The organism is Methylopila turkensis, assembly GCF_027922325.1.
Taxonomy (GTDB): Bacteria; Pseudomonadota; Alphaproteobacteria; order Rhizobiales; family Methylopilaceae; genus Methylopila; species Methylopila turkensis.
The window spans coordinates 675,823-690,928 of the sequence record NZ_BSFL01000003.1 but is presented as its reverse complement, the minus strand read 5'-3'; the positions used below and the strand labels follow the sequence as shown (position 1 = coordinate 690,928).

At 71.3% G+C, this 15,106-nt stretch carries 16 protein-coding genes; 9 read left to right on the top strand and 7 right to left on the bottom strand.

Features of this window, described 5'->3' with window-relative positions:
• The first annotated feature begins 118 nt into the window (after nucleotides 1–118).
• Nucleotides 119–1,297: a vWA domain-containing protein gene (locus PKE78_RS14505; RefSeq protein ID WP_271201613.1), complete on the top strand. Its 1,179-nt coding sequence runs from the start codon at nucleotides 119–121 to the stop codon at nucleotides 1,295–1,297.
• A 13-nt stretch (nucleotides 1,298–1,310) separates the two neighbouring features.
• On the opposite strand, the gene PKE78_RS14500 is transcribed toward PKE78_RS14505, so the two are convergent.
• Together PKE78_RS14500 and PKE78_RS14495 are read right to left on the bottom strand one after the other, a co-directional pair.
• Nucleotides 1,311–1,631, bottom strand: coding sequence for a 2Fe-2S iron-sulfur cluster-binding protein (locus PKE78_RS14500; RefSeq protein ID WP_271201612.1), 321 nt, complete (start codon nucleotides 1,629–1,631; stop codon nucleotides 1,311–1,313).
• Nucleotides 1,632–1,797: 166 nt separating this feature from the next.
• Entirely contained in the window at nucleotides 1,798–2,175 is a 378-nt protein-coding gene (locus PKE78_RS14495; protein WP_271201611.1) for an Hpt domain-containing protein, read from the bottom strand.
• A 402-nt stretch (nucleotides 2,176–2,577) separates the two neighbouring features.
• On the opposite strand from PKE78_RS14495, the gene PKE78_RS14490 reads away from it, so the two are divergent.
• The 3 genes from PKE78_RS14490 to PKE78_RS14480 are packed head-to-tail and all read left to right on the top strand — an operon-like array spanning nucleotide 2,578 to nucleotide 5,613.
• Nucleotides 2,578–3,102, top strand: coding sequence for a SixA phosphatase family protein (locus tag PKE78_RS14490; protein ID WP_271201610.1), 525 nt, complete (start codon nucleotides 2,578–2,580; stop codon nucleotides 3,100–3,102).
• The gene (locus PKE78_RS14485; protein ID WP_271201609.1) at nucleotides 3,102–4,574 is read left to right on the top strand and encodes a YcjX family GTP-binding protein; all 1,473 of its coding nucleotides are present in this window, start codon (nucleotides 3,102–3,104) and stop codon (nucleotides 4,572–4,574) included. The genes PKE78_RS14490 and PKE78_RS14485 overlap by 1 nt, the downstream gene beginning before the upstream one ends.
• A gap of 10 nt (nucleotides 4,575–4,584) precedes the next feature.
• Nucleotides 4,585–5,613 carry a YcjF family protein gene (locus tag PKE78_RS14480; protein ID WP_271201608.1) on the top strand — a complete coding sequence of 343 codons (1,029 nt, stop codon included), beginning with the start codon at nucleotides 4,585–4,587 and terminating at the stop codon, nucleotides 5,611–5,613.
• Between the two features lie 159 nt (nucleotides 5,614–5,772).
• Here the strand turns inward: PKE78_RS14480 and aroC are convergent, their stop codons facing one another.
• Complete coding sequence (gene aroC, locus PKE78_RS14475) at nucleotides 5,773–6,858, bottom strand: chorismate synthase (protein ID WP_271201607.1); 1,086 nt, start codon at nucleotides 6,856–6,858, stop codon at nucleotides 5,773–5,775.
• Nucleotides 6,859–6,980: 122 nt separating this feature from the next.
• Here aroC and PKE78_RS14470 point away from each other — a divergent pair, with 122 nt between their 5' ends.
• Nucleotides 6,981–7,517, top strand: a complete 537-nt coding sequence (locus tag PKE78_RS14470) for a 3'-5' exonuclease (protein ID WP_271201606.1) — start codon at nucleotides 6,981–6,983, stop codon at nucleotides 7,515–7,517.
• 27 nt (nucleotides 7,518–7,544) lie between these two features.
• On the opposite strand, the gene cobM is transcribed toward PKE78_RS14470, so the two are convergent.
• From cobM to PKE78_RS14455, 3 genes are all read right to left on the bottom strand, one after another.
• The gene (cobM, locus tag PKE78_RS14465; RefSeq protein WP_271201605.1) at nucleotides 7,545–8,303 is read right to left on the bottom strand and encodes a precorrin-4 C(11)-methyltransferase; all 759 of its coding nucleotides are present in this window, start codon (nucleotides 8,301–8,303) and stop codon (nucleotides 7,545–7,547) included.
• Nucleotides 8,300–9,526, bottom strand: a complete 1,227-nt coding sequence (gene cbiE, locus PKE78_RS14460; protein ID WP_271201604.1) for a precorrin-6y C5,15-methyltransferase (decarboxylating) subunit CbiE — start codon at nucleotides 9,524–9,526, stop codon at nucleotides 8,300–8,302. Before cbiE ends, cobM begins: the two co-directional genes overlap by 4 nt.
• An 86-nt stretch (nucleotides 9,527–9,612) precedes the next feature.
• Nucleotides 9,613–10,365 (bottom strand): cobalt-precorrin-6A reductase, encoded by a 753-nt coding sequence (locus PKE78_RS14455; RefSeq protein WP_271201603.1) that lies wholly within the window; start codon nucleotides 10,363–10,365, stop codon nucleotides 9,613–9,615.
• 179 nt (nucleotides 10,366–10,544) lie between these two features.
• Between PKE78_RS14455 and cobA the strand changes: the two genes are divergently transcribed.
• Both cobA and PKE78_RS14445 read left to right on the top strand, forming a co-directional pair.
• Nucleotides 10,545–11,306, top strand: a complete 762-nt coding sequence (cobA, locus tag PKE78_RS14450; RefSeq protein WP_271201602.1) for a uroporphyrinogen-III C-methyltransferase — start codon at nucleotides 10,545–10,547, stop codon at nucleotides 11,304–11,306.
• Entirely contained in the window at nucleotides 11,303–12,604 is a 1,302-nt protein-coding gene (locus tag PKE78_RS14445; RefSeq protein ID WP_271201601.1) for a cobyrinic acid a,c-diamide synthase CobB, read from the top strand. Before cobA ends, PKE78_RS14445 begins: the two co-directional genes overlap by 4 nt.
• A 4-nt stretch (nucleotides 12,605–12,608) precedes the next feature.
• On the opposite strand, the gene PKE78_RS14440 is transcribed toward PKE78_RS14445, so the two are convergent.
• Nucleotides 12,609–13,034, bottom strand: coding sequence for a DUF1636 domain-containing protein (locus PKE78_RS14440; RefSeq protein ID WP_271201600.1), 426 nt, complete (start codon nucleotides 13,032–13,034; stop codon nucleotides 12,609–12,611).
• A gap of 101 nt (nucleotides 13,035–13,135) precedes the next feature.
• Between PKE78_RS14440 and cobD the strand changes: the two genes are divergently transcribed.
• Both cobD and cbiB read left to right on the top strand, forming a co-directional pair.
• Complete coding sequence (gene cobD, locus PKE78_RS14435) at nucleotides 13,136–14,122, top strand: threonine-phosphate decarboxylase CobD (protein ID WP_271201599.1); 987 nt, start codon at nucleotides 13,136–13,138, stop codon at nucleotides 14,120–14,122.
• 3 nt (nucleotides 14,123–14,125) lie between these two features.
• Nucleotides 14,126–15,097, top strand: a complete 972-nt coding sequence (cbiB, locus tag PKE78_RS14430) for an adenosylcobinamide-phosphate synthase CbiB (protein WP_271201598.1) — start codon at nucleotides 14,126–14,128, stop codon at nucleotides 15,095–15,097.
• Nucleotides 15,098–15,106 lie beyond the last annotated feature (9 nt).

The following is a 15,106-nucleotide window of genomic DNA, read 5'->3' as shown; positions in this document are numbered from 1 at the left end:
GATCGATGGCCTAGAGAACAGTGGAATCCGACCGTTGGCAAACGTCGTTAACGCCTTGTTCACCATACTTAACCGTCTCTCTCGATTCTTGGTTAACGTCCGCGCGGGCTGAGGCGGCATGTTTCTCCGGTTTTTCGACGCCCTCCGCTCCGCCGGCGTGCCGGTCTCCCTCCGGGAGCACCTGGCGTTTCTCGCGGCGCTGGACCGCGATCTCGCCGGCCGCGACGTCGAGGCGCTGCACGCTTTGGCCCGCGCCTGCCTCGTCAAGGACGAGCGCCATTTCGACCGTTTCGACCGCGCCTTCGCCGAGGTCTTCGCCGGCGCCGACAGCCTCGCCGCCGCGCTCGCGGAGGGCGCCGTCGATCCGGAATGGCTGCGGAAACGCGTCGAGCGCGGCCTCTCCGAGGAGGAAAGGGCCGCGATCGAGGCGCTCGGCGGGCTCGACAAGCTCCTGGAAACGCTAAGGGAACGCCTCGCCGAACAGAAGGGCCGTCACGAGGGCGGCAACAAGTGGATCGGCACGGCCGGGACCTCGCCCTTCGGCGCCTACGGCTACAATCCCGAAGGCGTGCGGATCGGCCAGGACGGGAACCGCAGCTTCCGCGCCGCGAAAGTTTGGGACAAGCGCGAGTTCCGCGACCTCGACGACCAGGCCGAACTCGGGACGCGCGCGATCAAGGTCGCGCTTCGGCGCCTGCGCCGCTTCGCCCGCACCGGCGCCGCGGACGAGCTCGATCTTGACGGCACCGTCGGCGCCACGGCGCGTCAGGGCTGGCTCGACGTCCAGCTCCGCCCCGAGCGGCGCAACGCGGTCAAGGTGGTGCTGCTGCTCGACGTCGGCGGCTCGATGGACGGCCACGTCCGCATCTGCGAGGAGCTGTTCTCGGCGGCCCGCGCCGAGTTCAAGCGGCTCGATCACTTCTACTTCCACAACTGCGTCTACGAGCATCTGTGGAAGGACAATCGCCGCCGGCGGACGGAGACGACGCCGACCTTCGATCTCTTGCGCGGGTTTCCGCCGGACTGTCGGATCGTGTTCGTCGGCGACGCGTCGATGAGCCCTTACGAGATACTGTCGCCCGGCGGCTCGGTGGAGCACATGAACCGGGAGGCCGGGCGGGTATGGCTTCAGCGTCTTGTGGACCGTTTCCCGAAGATCGCCTGGATCAACCCGCTGCCGTCGGCGCAATGGGATTGGACGCCGTCGATCGGCATGGTGCGCGACCTCGTCGGCGGCCGGATGTATCCGCTCAGCCTCGAGGGTCTCGAAGGCGCCATGCGGGCGCTGGCGCGCTGAGCGCGCCGTCCCGTCACCCCTGTCGTTCGGGCGTCGTCACCACGAGCCCGTCGAGCGCGGCCGTGATCTTGATCTGGCAAGACAGGCGGCTGTTCGGGCGGACGTCATAAGCGAAGTCGAGCATGTCCTCCTCCATCGGAGCAGGGCCGCCCACCTTTTCGGTCCAGGCGTCGTCCACATAGACATGGCAGGTGGCGCAGGCGCAGGCGCCGCCGCAGTCGGCGTCAATGCCGGGGACGTCGTTCGCGACCGCGGCCTCCATGACGGATTGCCCGTCGCGGCCGTCGACCGTGCGGCTTTCGCCGGAATGCTCGATGAAAGTGATCTTCGCCATGAACCGCCGCGCGAGGTCGGGGAGCGGGGGTCGCCGATGCGCGGCCGCTCCCGTGAGGCGGGCTGTTTAGAGCGTTTCGCAAAGCCGCGCCAGTGCGCGCGGCGCCGCGGCGTCTGTCAGGGCCGATCCCCGAACCGTCGTCCGCCATGCGGGCGGACGGCGGTTCTCAGCGATCGAGACCGAAACGCAGCTCGATGGCGGAGGTCGCTTCCGCGATCGACTCGGCGACCTCGGCCAGCGCCTTGCCGGTCGGCTCGCCGGCGTTCGCCGCGCGCTCGAGCTCTTCGGCCGCGAGGGCGACGCGGGTCGCGCCGATGCCGCGGGCGGAGCCCTTCAGCGTGTGCGCGATCTGCGAACGCTCGGCCGGATTGGTCAGCGCCTCGAAGCGGAAAAGCAGGATCCGCGCCTGGCGGCGGAACAGTTCGAGCACTTCGCGCTCGAGGGTCCGGTCGCCAAGAGTCTGGCGGGCGAGATGGGCGACATCGATCGCCTGGGCGAGCGAAGCGCCCGCGCGTTGTTCGTACTGTTCCATGATGCTCGACATGATGACTACTACTCCACTCCCGCCGATACGCTGCGGGATGCAATTTCATAACGCTCCGTCGGTGTCTAAACTTGGGCGCCGGCGGAGCCCCGGTGAATGGCTCTGAAGGTTTCCCTTCCGAGTGGCTTTTTCGCCACGTTCGGGAGTTTGGCGGGGGCCCTTTGAACTCGATCCGAACGCGGCGTTCATCCGCCGTTCACCGTAGGCCTCATGAAAGGGCCGACTGGGTTACCGGGTGGTGAATCGTTTCGGTTGCGTCCACAGGGATTCCGGTCTCGTGGACAACAGGACACAGTCGAGCGCCGAGCCCGCGGCGTGGTCCTCGAAGCCTTGGCAAACGATTGGCCATCCCCCACCTCCACGACGCCGCGGGCGCGCCGCGGTCGAATGTTCTGGAGACCCATGCGCCGCCTCATTCTGTTCCGCCACGCCAAGTCCGACTGGTCCTCATCGGTCGACGATCACGATCGGGGACTGGCCCCGCGAGGCCGCAGGGCCGCAGGGCCCATGGGGGCCTGGCTCGCCGGCAGAGGCTTCCGGCCGGACCTCGTGGTCTGCTCCACCGCGCTGCGGGCCGCCCGGACCTGGAATCTCGCCAGGGCGGCGTTCACGCCGGCGCCTGCGACCGAACTGACGGACGAGATCTACGAGGCGGGCGACCGGGCGCTGCTCGAGGTGGTTCGCCGCACGCCGCAGGAGGTGCAGACGCTCATGCTCGTAGGCCACAATCCCGGGCTCGCGGACCTCACCGAGCGGCTGGCCGGCTCGGGCGATTCGGAGGCGCGGCGGGCGTTGTCCGTCAAGTTTCCCACCGCCGCGATCGCCGTGCTCGACGTGCCGTTCGACGCCTGGGAGGCTGTGGCGCCGGGCTCGGCGCGCCTGGACCGGTTCGTCACGCCCAAGATTCTCGGCCTCGACGTCGATTGATGTTCGACCAACTGGCTCATGAGGCGAGGATCGCGGCGCGCAGTCTGATCGACGCGGCGGCGAGCACGCTCGACCCGACCATCCGGCTCGGCGTCACGGGGCTTTCGCGCGCCGGCAAGACCGTGTTCATCACCGCGCTGGTGCAGGCGCTGACCCATGGCGGCCGCCTGCCGGCGTTCCGGGCCTACGCGCAGGGGCGGATCGCCGGCGCGCATCTCGCTCCTCAGCCGGACGACGCCGTTCCCCGCTTCGAGGTCGAATCGCATCTCGCCGCATTGACCGGAGCGGATCGTCACTGGCCGCAGTCGACCCGGCGGATCTCCGAGCTTCGCGTGGTGGTCGATTTCGAGAGCCGCTCCGGCTTTCTGAGCCGGCAAAAACCCGGACGTCGCCTGACGCTCGACATCGTCGATTACCCCGGCGAATGGCTGCTTGATCTCGCGCTTCTCGGGCAGGATTTCCGGACCTGGTCGGAGCGCACGCTCGCCTCCGCGGAAGGCGCGATCCGCGCGCCGCTCGCCGCCGACTGGCGCGCTCATCTTGCGACGCTCGACCCGGCGGCGCCCGAGGACGAGGCCGCCGCGCGGCGCTCCGCCGAGCTGTTCCGGCTTTATCTTCTCGCGGGCCGCGCCGAACGGGTCGCGCTTTCGACGCTACCGCCCGGCCGCTTCCTGATGCCGGGAGATCTCGACGGGAGTCCGGCCCTGACGTTCGCGCCGCTCGTCTTGCCGCCGGACGGCGAGGCTCCGTCGGGCTCGCTGTGGGCGATGATGGAGCGGCGCTACGAATCCTACCGTAACCACGTGGTGAAGCCGTTCTTCCGCGACCATTTCGCCCGTCTCGACCGACAGGTCGTGCTGGTCGACGCGCTTGCCGCGCTGAACGCGGGTCCCGAAGCGGTCGCGGATCTGGAAACCGCGCTGACCGACGTGCTGGAGGCCTTCCGACACGGGCGCAACTCCTGGCTTACCAGCCTGTTCCGGCCGAAGATCGATCGGCTGATGTTCGCGGCGACCAAGGCCGATCATCTGCACCACACCAGCCACGACCGTCTGGAGGCGATCCTGCGGCGGCTCGTCGGCCGCGCTCTGGAGCGGGCTGAGTTCGGCGGCGCCGCGGTCGACGTCGTCGCGCTCGCCTCGGTGCGCGCGACCCGCGAGGCGAGCGCGAAGCAGGGCCGTGAGGAACTGCCGGTCATCGTCGGCGTGCCGGAGGCGGGGGAGGCGTCGAACGGTCAGGTGTTCGACGGTCGCGAGGAAATCGCCGTGTTTCCGGGCGACCTCCCGGAAGACCCCGAAGTGGCCTTGCGCGCCGGCGGCTACCGCGGCCGGGCGGTGAGCGAGGACGCCGGCGACATCCGCTTCGTCAAGTTCCGGCCGCCACGGCTGGCCCCGGAACGCGGCGTAGTGCACCTGCCGCACATCCGACTCGACCGCACGCTCGAGTTCCTCATCGGCGACGCGCTGGTGTGAGGAGAAACCGATGACCGATCAGGGACCTTCGCGCCGCCCCGCCGCCTTTCGCCTGAACGATCCGGGCGTGGTGCTCGCGGCCCCCGACGAGACCGTCGCCACGAGCGGCGGCGTGGTGCTGACGTCGCAGCCTGACGCGTTCGAGCACGCCGGCGAGCCGGCGGCCGTGCCGCCTGTGAAGAGCCGGCGCGGCGTGTCGCTCGGGGGGCTGTTCTGGGGCGCTCTCGGCGCGCTGGCGAGCCTTGCGCTCGGCCTGTGGGCGACCCGCGTCGTCGAGGATCTGTTCGCCCGCTCCGACTGGCTCGGATGGTTCGCGCTGGGGCTCGCCGGCGTGGCCGCGCTTGCGGGCCTCGCGATCATCCTACGCGAGGCGGCGGCGCTGATGCGGCTGGCGCGAATCGAGGATCTGCGCGCCGGAGCGGAAGCCGCGCACGTCAGCGACGACTCCAAGGCGGCGCGCAAGGTGGTCGACGAGGTCGTCGCGCTTTACGCCGCCCGCCCCGAGACGGCGCGCGCGCGGGCCGCGCTCGCGTCACACCGGGACGAGATCATCGACGGTTCCGACCGGCTCAAGATCGCCGAGCGCGAGCTCATGACGGAACTCGACGCGCAGGCGACGAGCGCCATCGCGGGCGCCGCCAAGCGGGTTTCGGTGGTGACCGCGATCTCGCCGCGCGCTCTGGTCGACGTCGCCGTGGTGCTGGTGGAGGCCATGCGCCTGATCCGCCGGGTCGGCGCGATCTACGGCGGACGTCCTGGCGCGCTCGGCTTCCTGAAGCTCGCCCGCCACGTCGGCGCGCATCTCGCGGTGACGGGCGGAATGGGGGTGGGCGACGGCCTGGTGGAACAGGTGCTGGGCCATGGGCTGGCGGCGAAGCTGTCCACGCGGCTCGGCGAGGGCGTGCTGAACGGGCTGCTGACCGCGCGCGTGGGTCTCGCCGCGATGGCGGTCTGCCGGCCGCTGCCGTTCGTCGACCGCAAGCCCCCGACGGTCCGCGAGGTCGCCGGAAGCCTGTTCGAAGGCCGTCCCCGCGCTTGATCTCAAAAAGCCGCCGGCGCGGGGACTGCTTCCGCGCCGGCGGTTCTCAAGTTGGAACGTCGTCGCATTCGCTCGGCGACGTTGTGCTGGCCTATACGACATTCCGCTCGCGTTAGATTTAACGAGAACGCGAAGAACCGGTGAAAAGAGCAGCGACTTTTAGCCGTTCTGCCCGCGGTGCCTGAGCACGTGGTCGGCCAGCACGCAGGCGAGCATCGCTTCCGCCACCGGCACGGCGCGGATGCCGACGCAGGGGTCGTGCCGGCCCTTTGTCGAGACGTCGACCTCCGCGCCCTCCGTGTCGATCGAGCGGCGCGGCGTCAGGATCGACGACGTCGGCTTCACCGCGAAACGTGCGACGATGCTCTGGCCAGTCGAGATGCCGCCGAGGATGCCGCCGGCGTTGTTCGACAGGAACGTCGGCTTCCCGTCCGGTCCTGCGCGCATTTCGTCGGCGTTGGCCTCTCCCGTCAGGCGCGCGGCGGCGAAGCCGGCCCCGATCTCGACGCCCTTGACCGCGTTGATGCTCATCAGCGCCGCAGCGATGTCGGCGTCGAGCTTGCCGTAGATCGGCGCGCCGAGCCCGGCGGGCGCGCCCTGCGCCTCGACCTCGATCACCGCGCCGATCGAGGACCCTGCCTTCCGGAGACCGTCGAGATAGCCTTCCATGTCCTTCGCCGCGACCGGGTCTGGGCAGAAGAACGGGTTGCGGTCGACCTCGTCCCAGTCCCAGCGCGCGCGGTCGATCTCGATCTCGCCCATGGCCACCAGCGCCGCGCGGATCGTCACGTCGGGGATGACAAGCTGCGCGATCGCTCCGGCCGCCACCCGCATCGCTGTCTCGCGCGCCGACGACCGGCCGCCGCCGCGGTGGTCGCGGACGCCGTACTTGAGGTCGTAGGTCAGGTCGGCGTGGCCCGGGCGGTAGCTGCGGGCGATGTTGGAGTAGTCCTTGGAACGCTGGTCGACGTTGCGGATCAGCAGACCGATCGGCGTGCCGGTCGTCGTCAGCCGCCCGCCTTCGTCCTCCAGCACGCCCGAAAGGATCTCGACCTCGTCCGGCTCGCGGCGCTGGGTGGTGAAGCGCGACTGGCCGGGACGCCGGCGGTCGAGCGCCGCCTGAACGTCGTCTCGCGTGAAGGTCAGGCGGGGCGGGCAGCCGTCCACCACCGCGCCGATCGCGGGGCCGTGGCTTTCGCCGAAGGTGGTGACGCGGAAGAGATGACCGAAGGTGTTGTGCGACATGGGCGTGGCTATGCCACGGCCGCCTTTTGGGGAAAAGGAGGGTGGCGCGCTTGTTTCCGTTTGCGTAGGAGGCGACGCTTAGGGCTAACGTCTTGTGAATGACGGAATCCAGACAGGAAGATATGTCGACGCCACTCGAACGCATCGCCGCCGGCGAAACGCCTTATGTGTTCTTCGACTTGGAGACGACAGGCCTGACGCCGAAGCGCGACCGCGTCATCGAGATCGCCGCGCTCCGTTTCGATCGCGCGACCGGCGAACTCGCGAGCTTCCAGAGCCTGGTGAAGCCCGATCGCGCCATCCCCGCCTTCGTGCGGGCCATGACCGGGCTCGACGACGCCGCCTTCGCGGACGCGCCGGAGCCGAAAGACGCGCTGGAGCGCTTCTTCGCCTTCGTCGGCGACGCGCCGCTGGTGGCCTACAACATCCCGTTCGACCACGCCTTCCTGATGGCCGAGGCCGAGCGCGCGGGCCTCGCCGCGCCCTCGACCACCGTATGCGCGATGCGTTTCGCTCAGACGCGGGTGAAGGACGTGCCGAACCATCGCCTCGAGACGGTCGCGAAAGCGCTCGACTGTCCGCGCCCGCGCGCCCGCCGCGCGATGGAGGACTGCCTCACGGGCCTCACCGTCTTCGAAAAGACGCTGGCGCTCGGCTGATAGAGAACAGTTGTCCGGGGACCCTCGTCACGGCTCTCGCTTGAGATGGCGCGGCCGCCCGGCTTCGTAGAGCGCGCTGGCGCGATCGCCGGGGCCGCCGAGCGCCCGGCCCACCAGCACCAGCGCCGTGCGCTCCACGCCGTGCGGCGCCGCCTTCTCCACGATGTCGCCCAGCGTGCCGCGGACGATGAGCTCGTCGGGCCAGGTCGCGCGCGCCACCAGCGCCACAGGGCAGTCCGCGCCGTAGAGCGGCGTCAGCTCGGCCGCGATTCGCGGCAACTGGCGCGCGGCGAGGTGCAGCGCGAGCGTGCCGCGCGACGCCGCGACGGCCTCGATCGTCTCGTGCTCCGGCATGGCGGACGCCCGGCCCGACAGCCGCGACAGGATGATGGTCTGCGCCACCTCCGGCGCGGTGAGCTCGACGCCGAGCCGGGCGGCGGCGGCGACGAAGGCCGGCACACCGGGCACGATTTCGTAGGGAACGCCGCGCGCGGCGAGCGCCGCGAACTGCTCCGCGGTCGCGCCGTAGATCGACGGATCGCCGGAATGCACGCGCGCCACGTCGAGACCCGCCGCATGCGCGGCCTCGAACTCGGCGACGATCGCGTCCAGATCGAGCGGCGCGGTGTCGACCACGCGGGCGCCTTCCGGCGCATGCGCGACCAGCGCCTTCGGCACCAGCGAGCCGGCGTAGAGGCAGACCGGGCAGCGGGCGATCAGGTCGCGGCCGCGCACGGTGATCAGGTCCGGATCGCCGGGGCCGGCGCCGATGAAATAGACCGTCATCGCGGCTTCACCGCCGCGAACTGGGTGACGGGCATCGCAGGACGCCAGCCGGTCATACGGCCGACCGCGTCGGCGTTCGCGATCTGAAGCCGCGTCAGGTCGCCGCCCAAGGAGGCCCGCGCCGCGACGAGCCGCGCCTCGGTTTCGAGCGTCACCGCGTTCGCCACCAGCCGGCCGCCGGGCTGCAGGGCCGCCCAGCAGATCTCGACGACCCGCTCCGCCGTCGCGCCGCCGCCGAGGAAGATCGCGTCCGGACGGGGCAGACCGGCGAGGCCCTCCGGCGCGCGGGCCTCGCGCATGTCGAGCATCGGAACGCCGAGCCTCGCGGCGTTGCCGCGCGCGCGCTCGGCGCGATCGGCGCGCGGCTCCAGCGCGATCGCGCGGGCCCGCGGCGCGGCGCGCATCCATTCGATGCCGATCGAGCCCGAGCCGGCCCCGACGTCCCAGAGCAGCGCGCCGGGCGCCGGCGCGAGGCGGGCGAGGGTGAGCGCGCGGATTTCGCGGCGGGTGATCTGGCCGTCGTTCTCGAACGCGTCGTCGGGAAGGCCGGGCGCGCGCGACAGCAGCCGCGCCTCGGGACCGGCGACGAGCTCGATCGCCACCGTATTCAGATCGTCGAACGCCCGGTCGCCCATGTCCTGCGCCGTCATCGCATGGGCTTGCGCCTGCGGTCCGCCCAGCCGCTCGAGCACCGTCAGCCGGCTGCCGCCATATCCGTGCGCGACCAGCAGGCGGGCGGCGGCGGCAGGCGTGCGGCCGTCGGCCGAGAACAGGATCACGCGCTCGCCGTCGAAAAGCTCGGCCGCGAGCGCTTCGACCGGACGGCCGCAGGCGGTGACGAGCCGGACGTCGGCCACTGGCCACAGCATCGCGGCGCAGGCGAGCTGAAGCGAGGAGACGGACGGCAGGACCGTCATCTCCTCGCGGTTTACGCGCCCGAGCAGGGTGGAGGCGACGCCGTGAAGCAGTGGATCGCCGCTCGCCAACACGACCGTCGCCTCGCCGCGCCAACCCATGACCACGTCCAGAAACGGCAGCATCGGCGAGGGCCACGCCCGCCGTTCGGCGCGCGGGCAGGCCGACGCCGGCACGAGCGAAAGGTGCCGCTCTCCGCCGACCACATGCGCGGCCGCCGCGAGCGCAGCCGAGGCCGCGGCGGAAAGTTCACCGTCCTCGCCGACGCCGACGACGGTGAGCCAGGGAGAGGAGGGGCGAGCCGCCATGGGTTCCGATCGTCGCTGTGGGACGGGCGAATGCTTCGCGCGTTCCGCCGTCGCGGCGCAACCGGAATCGGGCCCAGACCAGGCGATCAAAGCCCGATCCTTGCCGCAGCCCATGTGACGGCGGCCTCCGGCGTCGCGAAGGTCCACCCGTCGGGGCGGGGCGGGCGGCGCACCATGATCACCGGCAGGCCACGCTCGCGGGCGACGGTCAGCTTCGCCTCCGCCGCCGCGCCCCCGCTGTTCTTCGCGACCACCGAACCGACGTTGCGCGTCTCGAACAGGGCGCGCTCGGATTCGAGGCTGAAGGGGCCACGGTCGAGCAGGATTTCCGCCCGAGGATGGGGAAAAGGCGCCGCAAGCGGATCGATCATCCGGAGAAGCAGGACGAGGTCTGTCCGGGCGGCGAACGGCGCGAGCTCCTGCCGCCCCACCGTGACCAGGCAGGGGCCCGGACTCGCGGGGATCAGAGCCGCGGCCTCGCGCACGTCCGCGGCCTCACGCCAGTCGTCGCCGGCGACCGGAGCCCATGCGGGGCGCTCCACATGCGCCAGCGGCACGCCCGCCGCCCGGCAGGCCACCGCCGCGTTCCCCTTCATGCGGGCCGCGAACGGATGCGTGGCGTCGATCGCGACGGCGATCTTCTCGGCGTCGAGATAGGCTGCCAGTCCGTCCGGACCGCCGAACCCGCCGACTCGCACGCGCCCGGCCGGCGCGCGGCGCCGCTCGGTGCGGCCGGCGAAGGAGGTGACCACATCCACGCCGAGGGCTGCGAGCCGTTCGGCGACGGCGAAGCCCTCCGTCGAGCCTCCGAGCACCAGCGCGCGTGGCGGACGGGTCACGCTCCCGGCCTCCCGGCGGGCGTCACCCCAAACGACGACGGCTCACAGGATTGTGCGGCGCAATGGGAACCGCCATGGTCCCGCGCATGTCGTCGCCTTTCGATCATCGTCCGCCGCCGTCCTTGCCGGTCGCGTTCAGCCCCGCTCTCACAGCCGGAATGCCGCCATTCGCGCCGGGGATGGTCTGGCTCGCCGGCGCGGGGCCGGGCGATCCGACTCTCGTGACGCTGCAGGCGGCATGGGGGCTGGCGCAGGCCGATGTCGTCTTCTTCGACGCTCTCGTCAACGACGGCGTGCTGTCCTACGCCCGCGCCGACGCCGACCGCGTCTTCGTCGGCAAGCGCGCGGGCTGCCCCAGCCCAAAGCAGGCGGAGATCACCGCGCGCCTGATCGAGGCCGCTCGCGCGGGCAAGCGGGTGCTTCGCCTGAAGGGCGGCGATCCTTATGTGTTCGGCCGCGGGGCTGAGGAGGCGCAGGGGCTGGTCGCGGCCGGCGTGCCGTTCCGGGTCGCCCCCGGTGTGACCGCGGGCGTCGGCGGGCTCGCCGCGGCCGGCATCCCGGTCACCCATCGCGACGTCAACCAAGCCGTTACGTTCCTCACCGCGCATGACGCGTCCGGGTCGCTGTCCGCGCGGCTCGACTGGGACGCGCTGTCCGCGGGCGCGCCCGTGCTCGTGGTCTACATGGGCTTCCGCCTGATGGACGTCATCGCGGCCCGTCTGCTCGGCGCCGGTCGTCCGCGCGACGAGCCGGTGGCGGTCGTGTCGCAGGCGACCACGCCGCGCCAAAGGGTGGTGCAGACCACGCTCGGGCGGCTCGTGGAGCGCGCCGACGTGGGAGATCTCGAGCCGCCGGTGCTGATCGTCATCGGCGGGGTCGCGGCGCTCGCGCCGGTTCTGGGGCTGGCGGCCTCGGTCGGGCAGGGCGCGGCCGCCGAATGACCAAGGGCTTTGTCGTCGCGGCGCCGGCGAGCGGCTCGGGCAAGACGCTCGTCACGCTCGGGCTGCTGCGGGCGTTCCGCGACATGGGGCTCGCCGTAGGGTCGGCCAAGATCGGGCCGGACTACATCGACCCCCGCTTTCACGCCGCGGCGGCGGGACGGCCCTGCGTGAACCTCGACGGCTGGGCGATGCGGCGGGACCGCATTCTGGCGCTCGCCGCCGGCGCGTGCGACGGCGCGGAGCTTCTCGTCGTCGAGGGCGTCATGGGACTGTTCGACCGCGCCGCCGAGCCCGGAGTAGAAGGACGAGGGGGGACGGCGGAGGTCGCGGCGACGCTCGGCCTGCCGGTCGTTCTGGTGGTGGACACGGCCGGCTCCGCCCAGTCGGTCGGCGCGCTCGCCGATGGTTTTCGGCGGCGGGGAACTGGCGTCGAGGTGGCCGGCGTCATCCTCAACCGGATTGCGAGCGCCCGGCACGAAACCCTTGTAAGGGAAGGATGCGCGGAGGCGGAGATGCCCGTGCTTGGCGCCGTTCCGCGTCGGGCGGACATCGCCACGCCGTCCCGCCATCTGGGGCTGGTGCAGGCGGAAGAGGCCGACGACCTTGAGGGCCTGCTCGCCCGCGCCGGCGCCTTGATCGCGCGCCATGTGGACCTCGACGCGCTGCGGGCGCTGGCGCGTTCGCCCGAGCGCGCCGCCTCGCACGCCGGGCCGTCGCCGGTCCCGCCGCTCGGCGTCCGCATCGCGCTCGCCGACGACGTCGCCTTCCGTTTCGCCTATCCGCACCTTCTCGACGCTTGGCGTTCGGCCGGCGCGGAGATCATCCCGTTCTCGCCGCTTGCCGATCAGGCGCCCGATCCGCTCGCCGACGCGGTCTATCTCCCCGGCGGCTATCCCGAACTGCAGGCCGGTCGGCTGGCCGGGTCGCAGGGGTTTCGCGACGGCATGCGGGACGCCGCGGAACGGGGCGCGGCGATCTACGGCGAATGCGGGGGCTACATGACGCTCGGCGAGGGCCTCGTCGACGCGGACGGACGCCGCCACGCCATGCTGGGCCTCCTGCCGCTCGAAACCTCGTTCGCGGCCCGCCGGCTGCATCTCGGCTATCGCCTCGCGACGCTGGACGCGTCCTCTCCGCTCGGCGCGGCCGGCGCAGTCTATCGCGCGCACGAGTTCCATTACGCGTCGGTGGTCACCGAGCGCGGCGACTCCCTGTTCCGTCTGGAGGACGGCTCCGCCTGCGGCCTTCGACGTGGAGCCGTCTTCGGCTCGTTCCTGCACGTCATCGACGGCGGCTGAGGCTTCAGCTCGCCTCTTCGGGCGTCGCCTCGGCGGAGGGCCGCTCGATAAGCGGATGGGGCGTTCCGTGAGGCGGCAGCCGGGCGATGGTATTCTTACGGATGCGCTCTGGGCGCGCACGCCATGGCGGGATTCCGTCGGCGCTTGCGGCGTGGGCTTCGGCGAAGGCGACGAGATCGCCCGCGTCGTCCGGGGTCAGGCCGCCGATGACATAGCTGAACTTCCCGTCGCCCGAGACGGTCGCCGAACAGGCACGCGAGCAGGCGGAAAGACAAGCGATCGCAGTGACTTGAATCGATCCGGCCGCATTCGTTTCGGCGACTTTGGCGGCCGTCGCCCGGCTGAGCGCGGCGCCCGGCGGATCGGGCCGCTCGTCTCCGGCCGCACGGCACGTCCGACAGATCGTGATGCTGACGGCAGGGTTGTTCATCACCGCTCTTGATAAAATGTGCGCCGCAGCAGGCCTATCGGTCGCGTTGACGCGTATGCAAAACTGCCCAACGTCTGGGCAGAGAAACGGAGAAACGGCGCATGCGGCATGGTGGGGACCTGGCGAACGCCGAGGCGGAGTATGGCCGCCCGGCGAATGGTTGGCTCGACCTTTCGACAGGCGTCAATCCTTACTCCTATCCGCTCGCCGCGTTTTCGGACACGAGCCTGACTCGGCTGCCCCAGAAGGCGGACGTCGAAGAGCTGCTCGCCGCGGCGCGTCAGGCCTATGGCTGGTCGCCGGACGTGCCGGTGGTCGCTGGGCCGGGCTCGCAGGCGATGATCCAGTTGCTGCCCTATCTGCGGTATCGCAAGAAGGTCGCGGTGATCGGGCCGACCTACGGCGAGCACGTCTACGTCTGGGCCCGCGCCGGGCACGAGGTGCGCGAGGTTAGGGCCGTGCGCGCGGTCGGCGAGACCGACGTGGTCGTGGTGGTCAACCCCAACAACCCCACGGGCAGGCTGTCGTCGCCGAAGGGGCTGGCGCGGCTGGCCTCGGAACTCGCGCCGCGCGAAGGATTGCTGGTCATCGACGAGGCATTCGCGGACGTGGCGCCGGACATCGCCTACGGCGGGCGCCTGAACGGAAGCGGCGTCGTCGTGCTGCGGTCCTTCGGCAAATTTTTTGGTCTGCCGGGCATACGGCTAGGGTTCGCAGCGGGCGACGAGGAGATGATCAGCGAACTCGCCGCAGAGCTTGGGCCGTGGCCGGTGTCCGGTCCTGCGATCGAGGCCGGGCGCGCGGCGCTCGCTGATGTGGCGTGGATATCGAGCATGCGGCTGAGGCTCTCGGTCGAGGCGCTCAAGCTGGACGAGGCGCTGACCGATGCGGGTTTCGCGATCATCGGCGGCACCGACCTGTTCCGCACCGCGCGCCACGACCGTGCGACGGAGATTCACGCCGCGCTCGCCCGCCAAGGCGTGTGGACGCGCGCTTTCGAAGAGCACGCCGACCAGATCCGCGTCGGAATCCCAGGCGGGGACGAGGCGTTCGCGCGGCTGACGGCGGCCCTGCGCGAGGCGGTCTGAGCCTTGGATCTGGCGCACAACGCCGGCGTGATCCTGATCGCGCTCGCGATCGACGCCGTCATCGGCGATCCCGACGCGGTCTGGCGGCGCTTCGCGCACCCCGTCGCGCTCATCGGCCGGGCCATCGGCTGGGCCGACGCGCGCTTCAACCGTCTTGAGCTCGACGAAAGGGTGCGTCGGAGACGCGGCGTCTGGACGCTGGTGGTCCTCGTCGCCGCCGCCTTCGCCGTGGGCCTCGCCTTCTCCTGGACGCTGCGCGGGCTGCCTTACGGCATGGTGATCGAGGGCGCGATCGCCAGCGTTTTTCTCGCCCAGAAGAGCCTGCACCAGCATGTGGCCGCCGTTCTGAAGGCCTGGCGCGCCGGCGGGTTGGACGCGGCGCGGGCGGCCGTGTCCCTGATCGTCGGGCGCGACCCCAAGCGGCTCGACGAGGCCGGCGTCGCCCGCGCGGCGATCGAATCCTGCGCCGAAAACTTCGCCGACGGCGTGGTCGCTCCCGTGGTCTGGGGCGTGGCGCTCGGCCTTCCCGGACTGATCGCCTACAAGGCCATCAACACCGCCGACAGCATGATCGGCCACAGGTCCGAGCGGCATCGGGCCTTCGGCTGGGCCTCCGCCCGGTTCGACGACTGGGTGAATCTCGCGCCCGCGCGGCTTTCGGGCGCGCTGATCGTCGCCGCGGCCCTGCTCACCGGCCGGCCGTGGCGGGACGCCTGGCGCGCCATGCTGCGGGACGCGCCGCGCCACGCCTCGCCCAACGCCGGCTGGCCAGAAGCCGCGATGGGCGGGGCGCTCGGCCTCGCGCTCGCCGGGCCCCGGGTCTATTCGGGCGTGAAGGTGGACGACCCCTATATGAACGCGGGTGGGGGCCCGGCACGGATGGAGGACATTTCCCGCGCGCTCGGCCTGTTCCGCGCCGCCTGCCTGCTCGGCGCGGTCGTCGTCGCCGCGATCTGGATGCTGTTCGCCGCCTGAAGGCCGGCG

What these genes read in the sequence shown, in the direction of transcription:
- PKE78_RS14505 (WP_271201613.1), top strand. Translation starts at nt 119, where the DNA reads ATGTTTCTCCGGTTTTTCGACGCCCTCCGCTCCGCCGGCGTGCCGGTC.
- PKE78_RS14500 (WP_271201612.1), bottom strand. Translation starts at nt 1,631, where the DNA reads ATGGCGAAGATCACTTTCATCGAGCATTCCGGCGAAAGCCGCACGGTC.
- PKE78_RS14495 (WP_271201611.1), bottom strand. Translation starts at nt 2,175, where the DNA reads ATGTCGAGCATCATGGAACAGTACGAACAACGCGCGGGCGCTTCGCTC.
- PKE78_RS14490 (WP_271201610.1), top strand. Translation starts at nt 2,578, where the DNA reads ATGCGCCGCCTCATTCTGTTCCGCCACGCCAAGTCCGACTGGTCCTCA.
- PKE78_RS14485 (WP_271201609.1), top strand. Translation starts at nt 3,102, where the DNA reads ATGTTCGACCAACTGGCTCATGAGGCGAGGATCGCGGCGCGCAGTCTG.
- PKE78_RS14480 (WP_271201608.1), top strand. Translation starts at nt 4,585, where the DNA reads ATGACCGATCAGGGACCTTCGCGCCGCCCCGCCGCCTTTCGCCTGAAC.
- aroC (WP_271201607.1), bottom strand. Translation starts at nt 6,858, where the DNA reads ATGTCGCACAACACCTTCGGTCATCTCTTCCGCGTCACCACCTTCGGC.
- PKE78_RS14470 (WP_271201606.1), top strand. Translation starts at nt 6,981, where the DNA reads ATGTCGACGCCACTCGAACGCATCGCCGCCGGCGAAACGCCTTATGTG.
- cobM (WP_271201605.1), bottom strand. Translation starts at nt 8,303, where the DNA reads ATGACGGTCTATTTCATCGGCGCCGGCCCCGGCGATCCGGACCTGATC.
- cbiE (WP_271201604.1), bottom strand. Translation starts at nt 9,526, where the DNA reads ATGGCGGCTCGCCCCTCCTCTCCCTGGCTCACCGTCGTCGGCGTCGGC.
- cobA (WP_271201602.1), top strand. Translation starts at nt 10,545, where the DNA reads ATGGTCTGGCTCGCCGGCGCGGGGCCGGGCGATCCGACTCTCGTGACG.
- PKE78_RS14445 (WP_271201601.1), top strand. Translation starts at nt 11,303, where the DNA reads ATGACCAAGGGCTTTGTCGTCGCGGCGCCGGCGAGCGGCTCGGGCAAG.
- PKE78_RS14440 (WP_271201600.1), bottom strand. Translation starts at nt 13,034, where the DNA reads ATGAACAACCCTGCCGTCAGCATCACGATCTGTCGGACGTGCCGTGCG.
- cobD (WP_271201599.1), top strand. Translation starts at nt 13,136, where the DNA reads ATGCGGCATGGTGGGGACCTGGCGAACGCCGAGGCGGAGTATGGCCGC.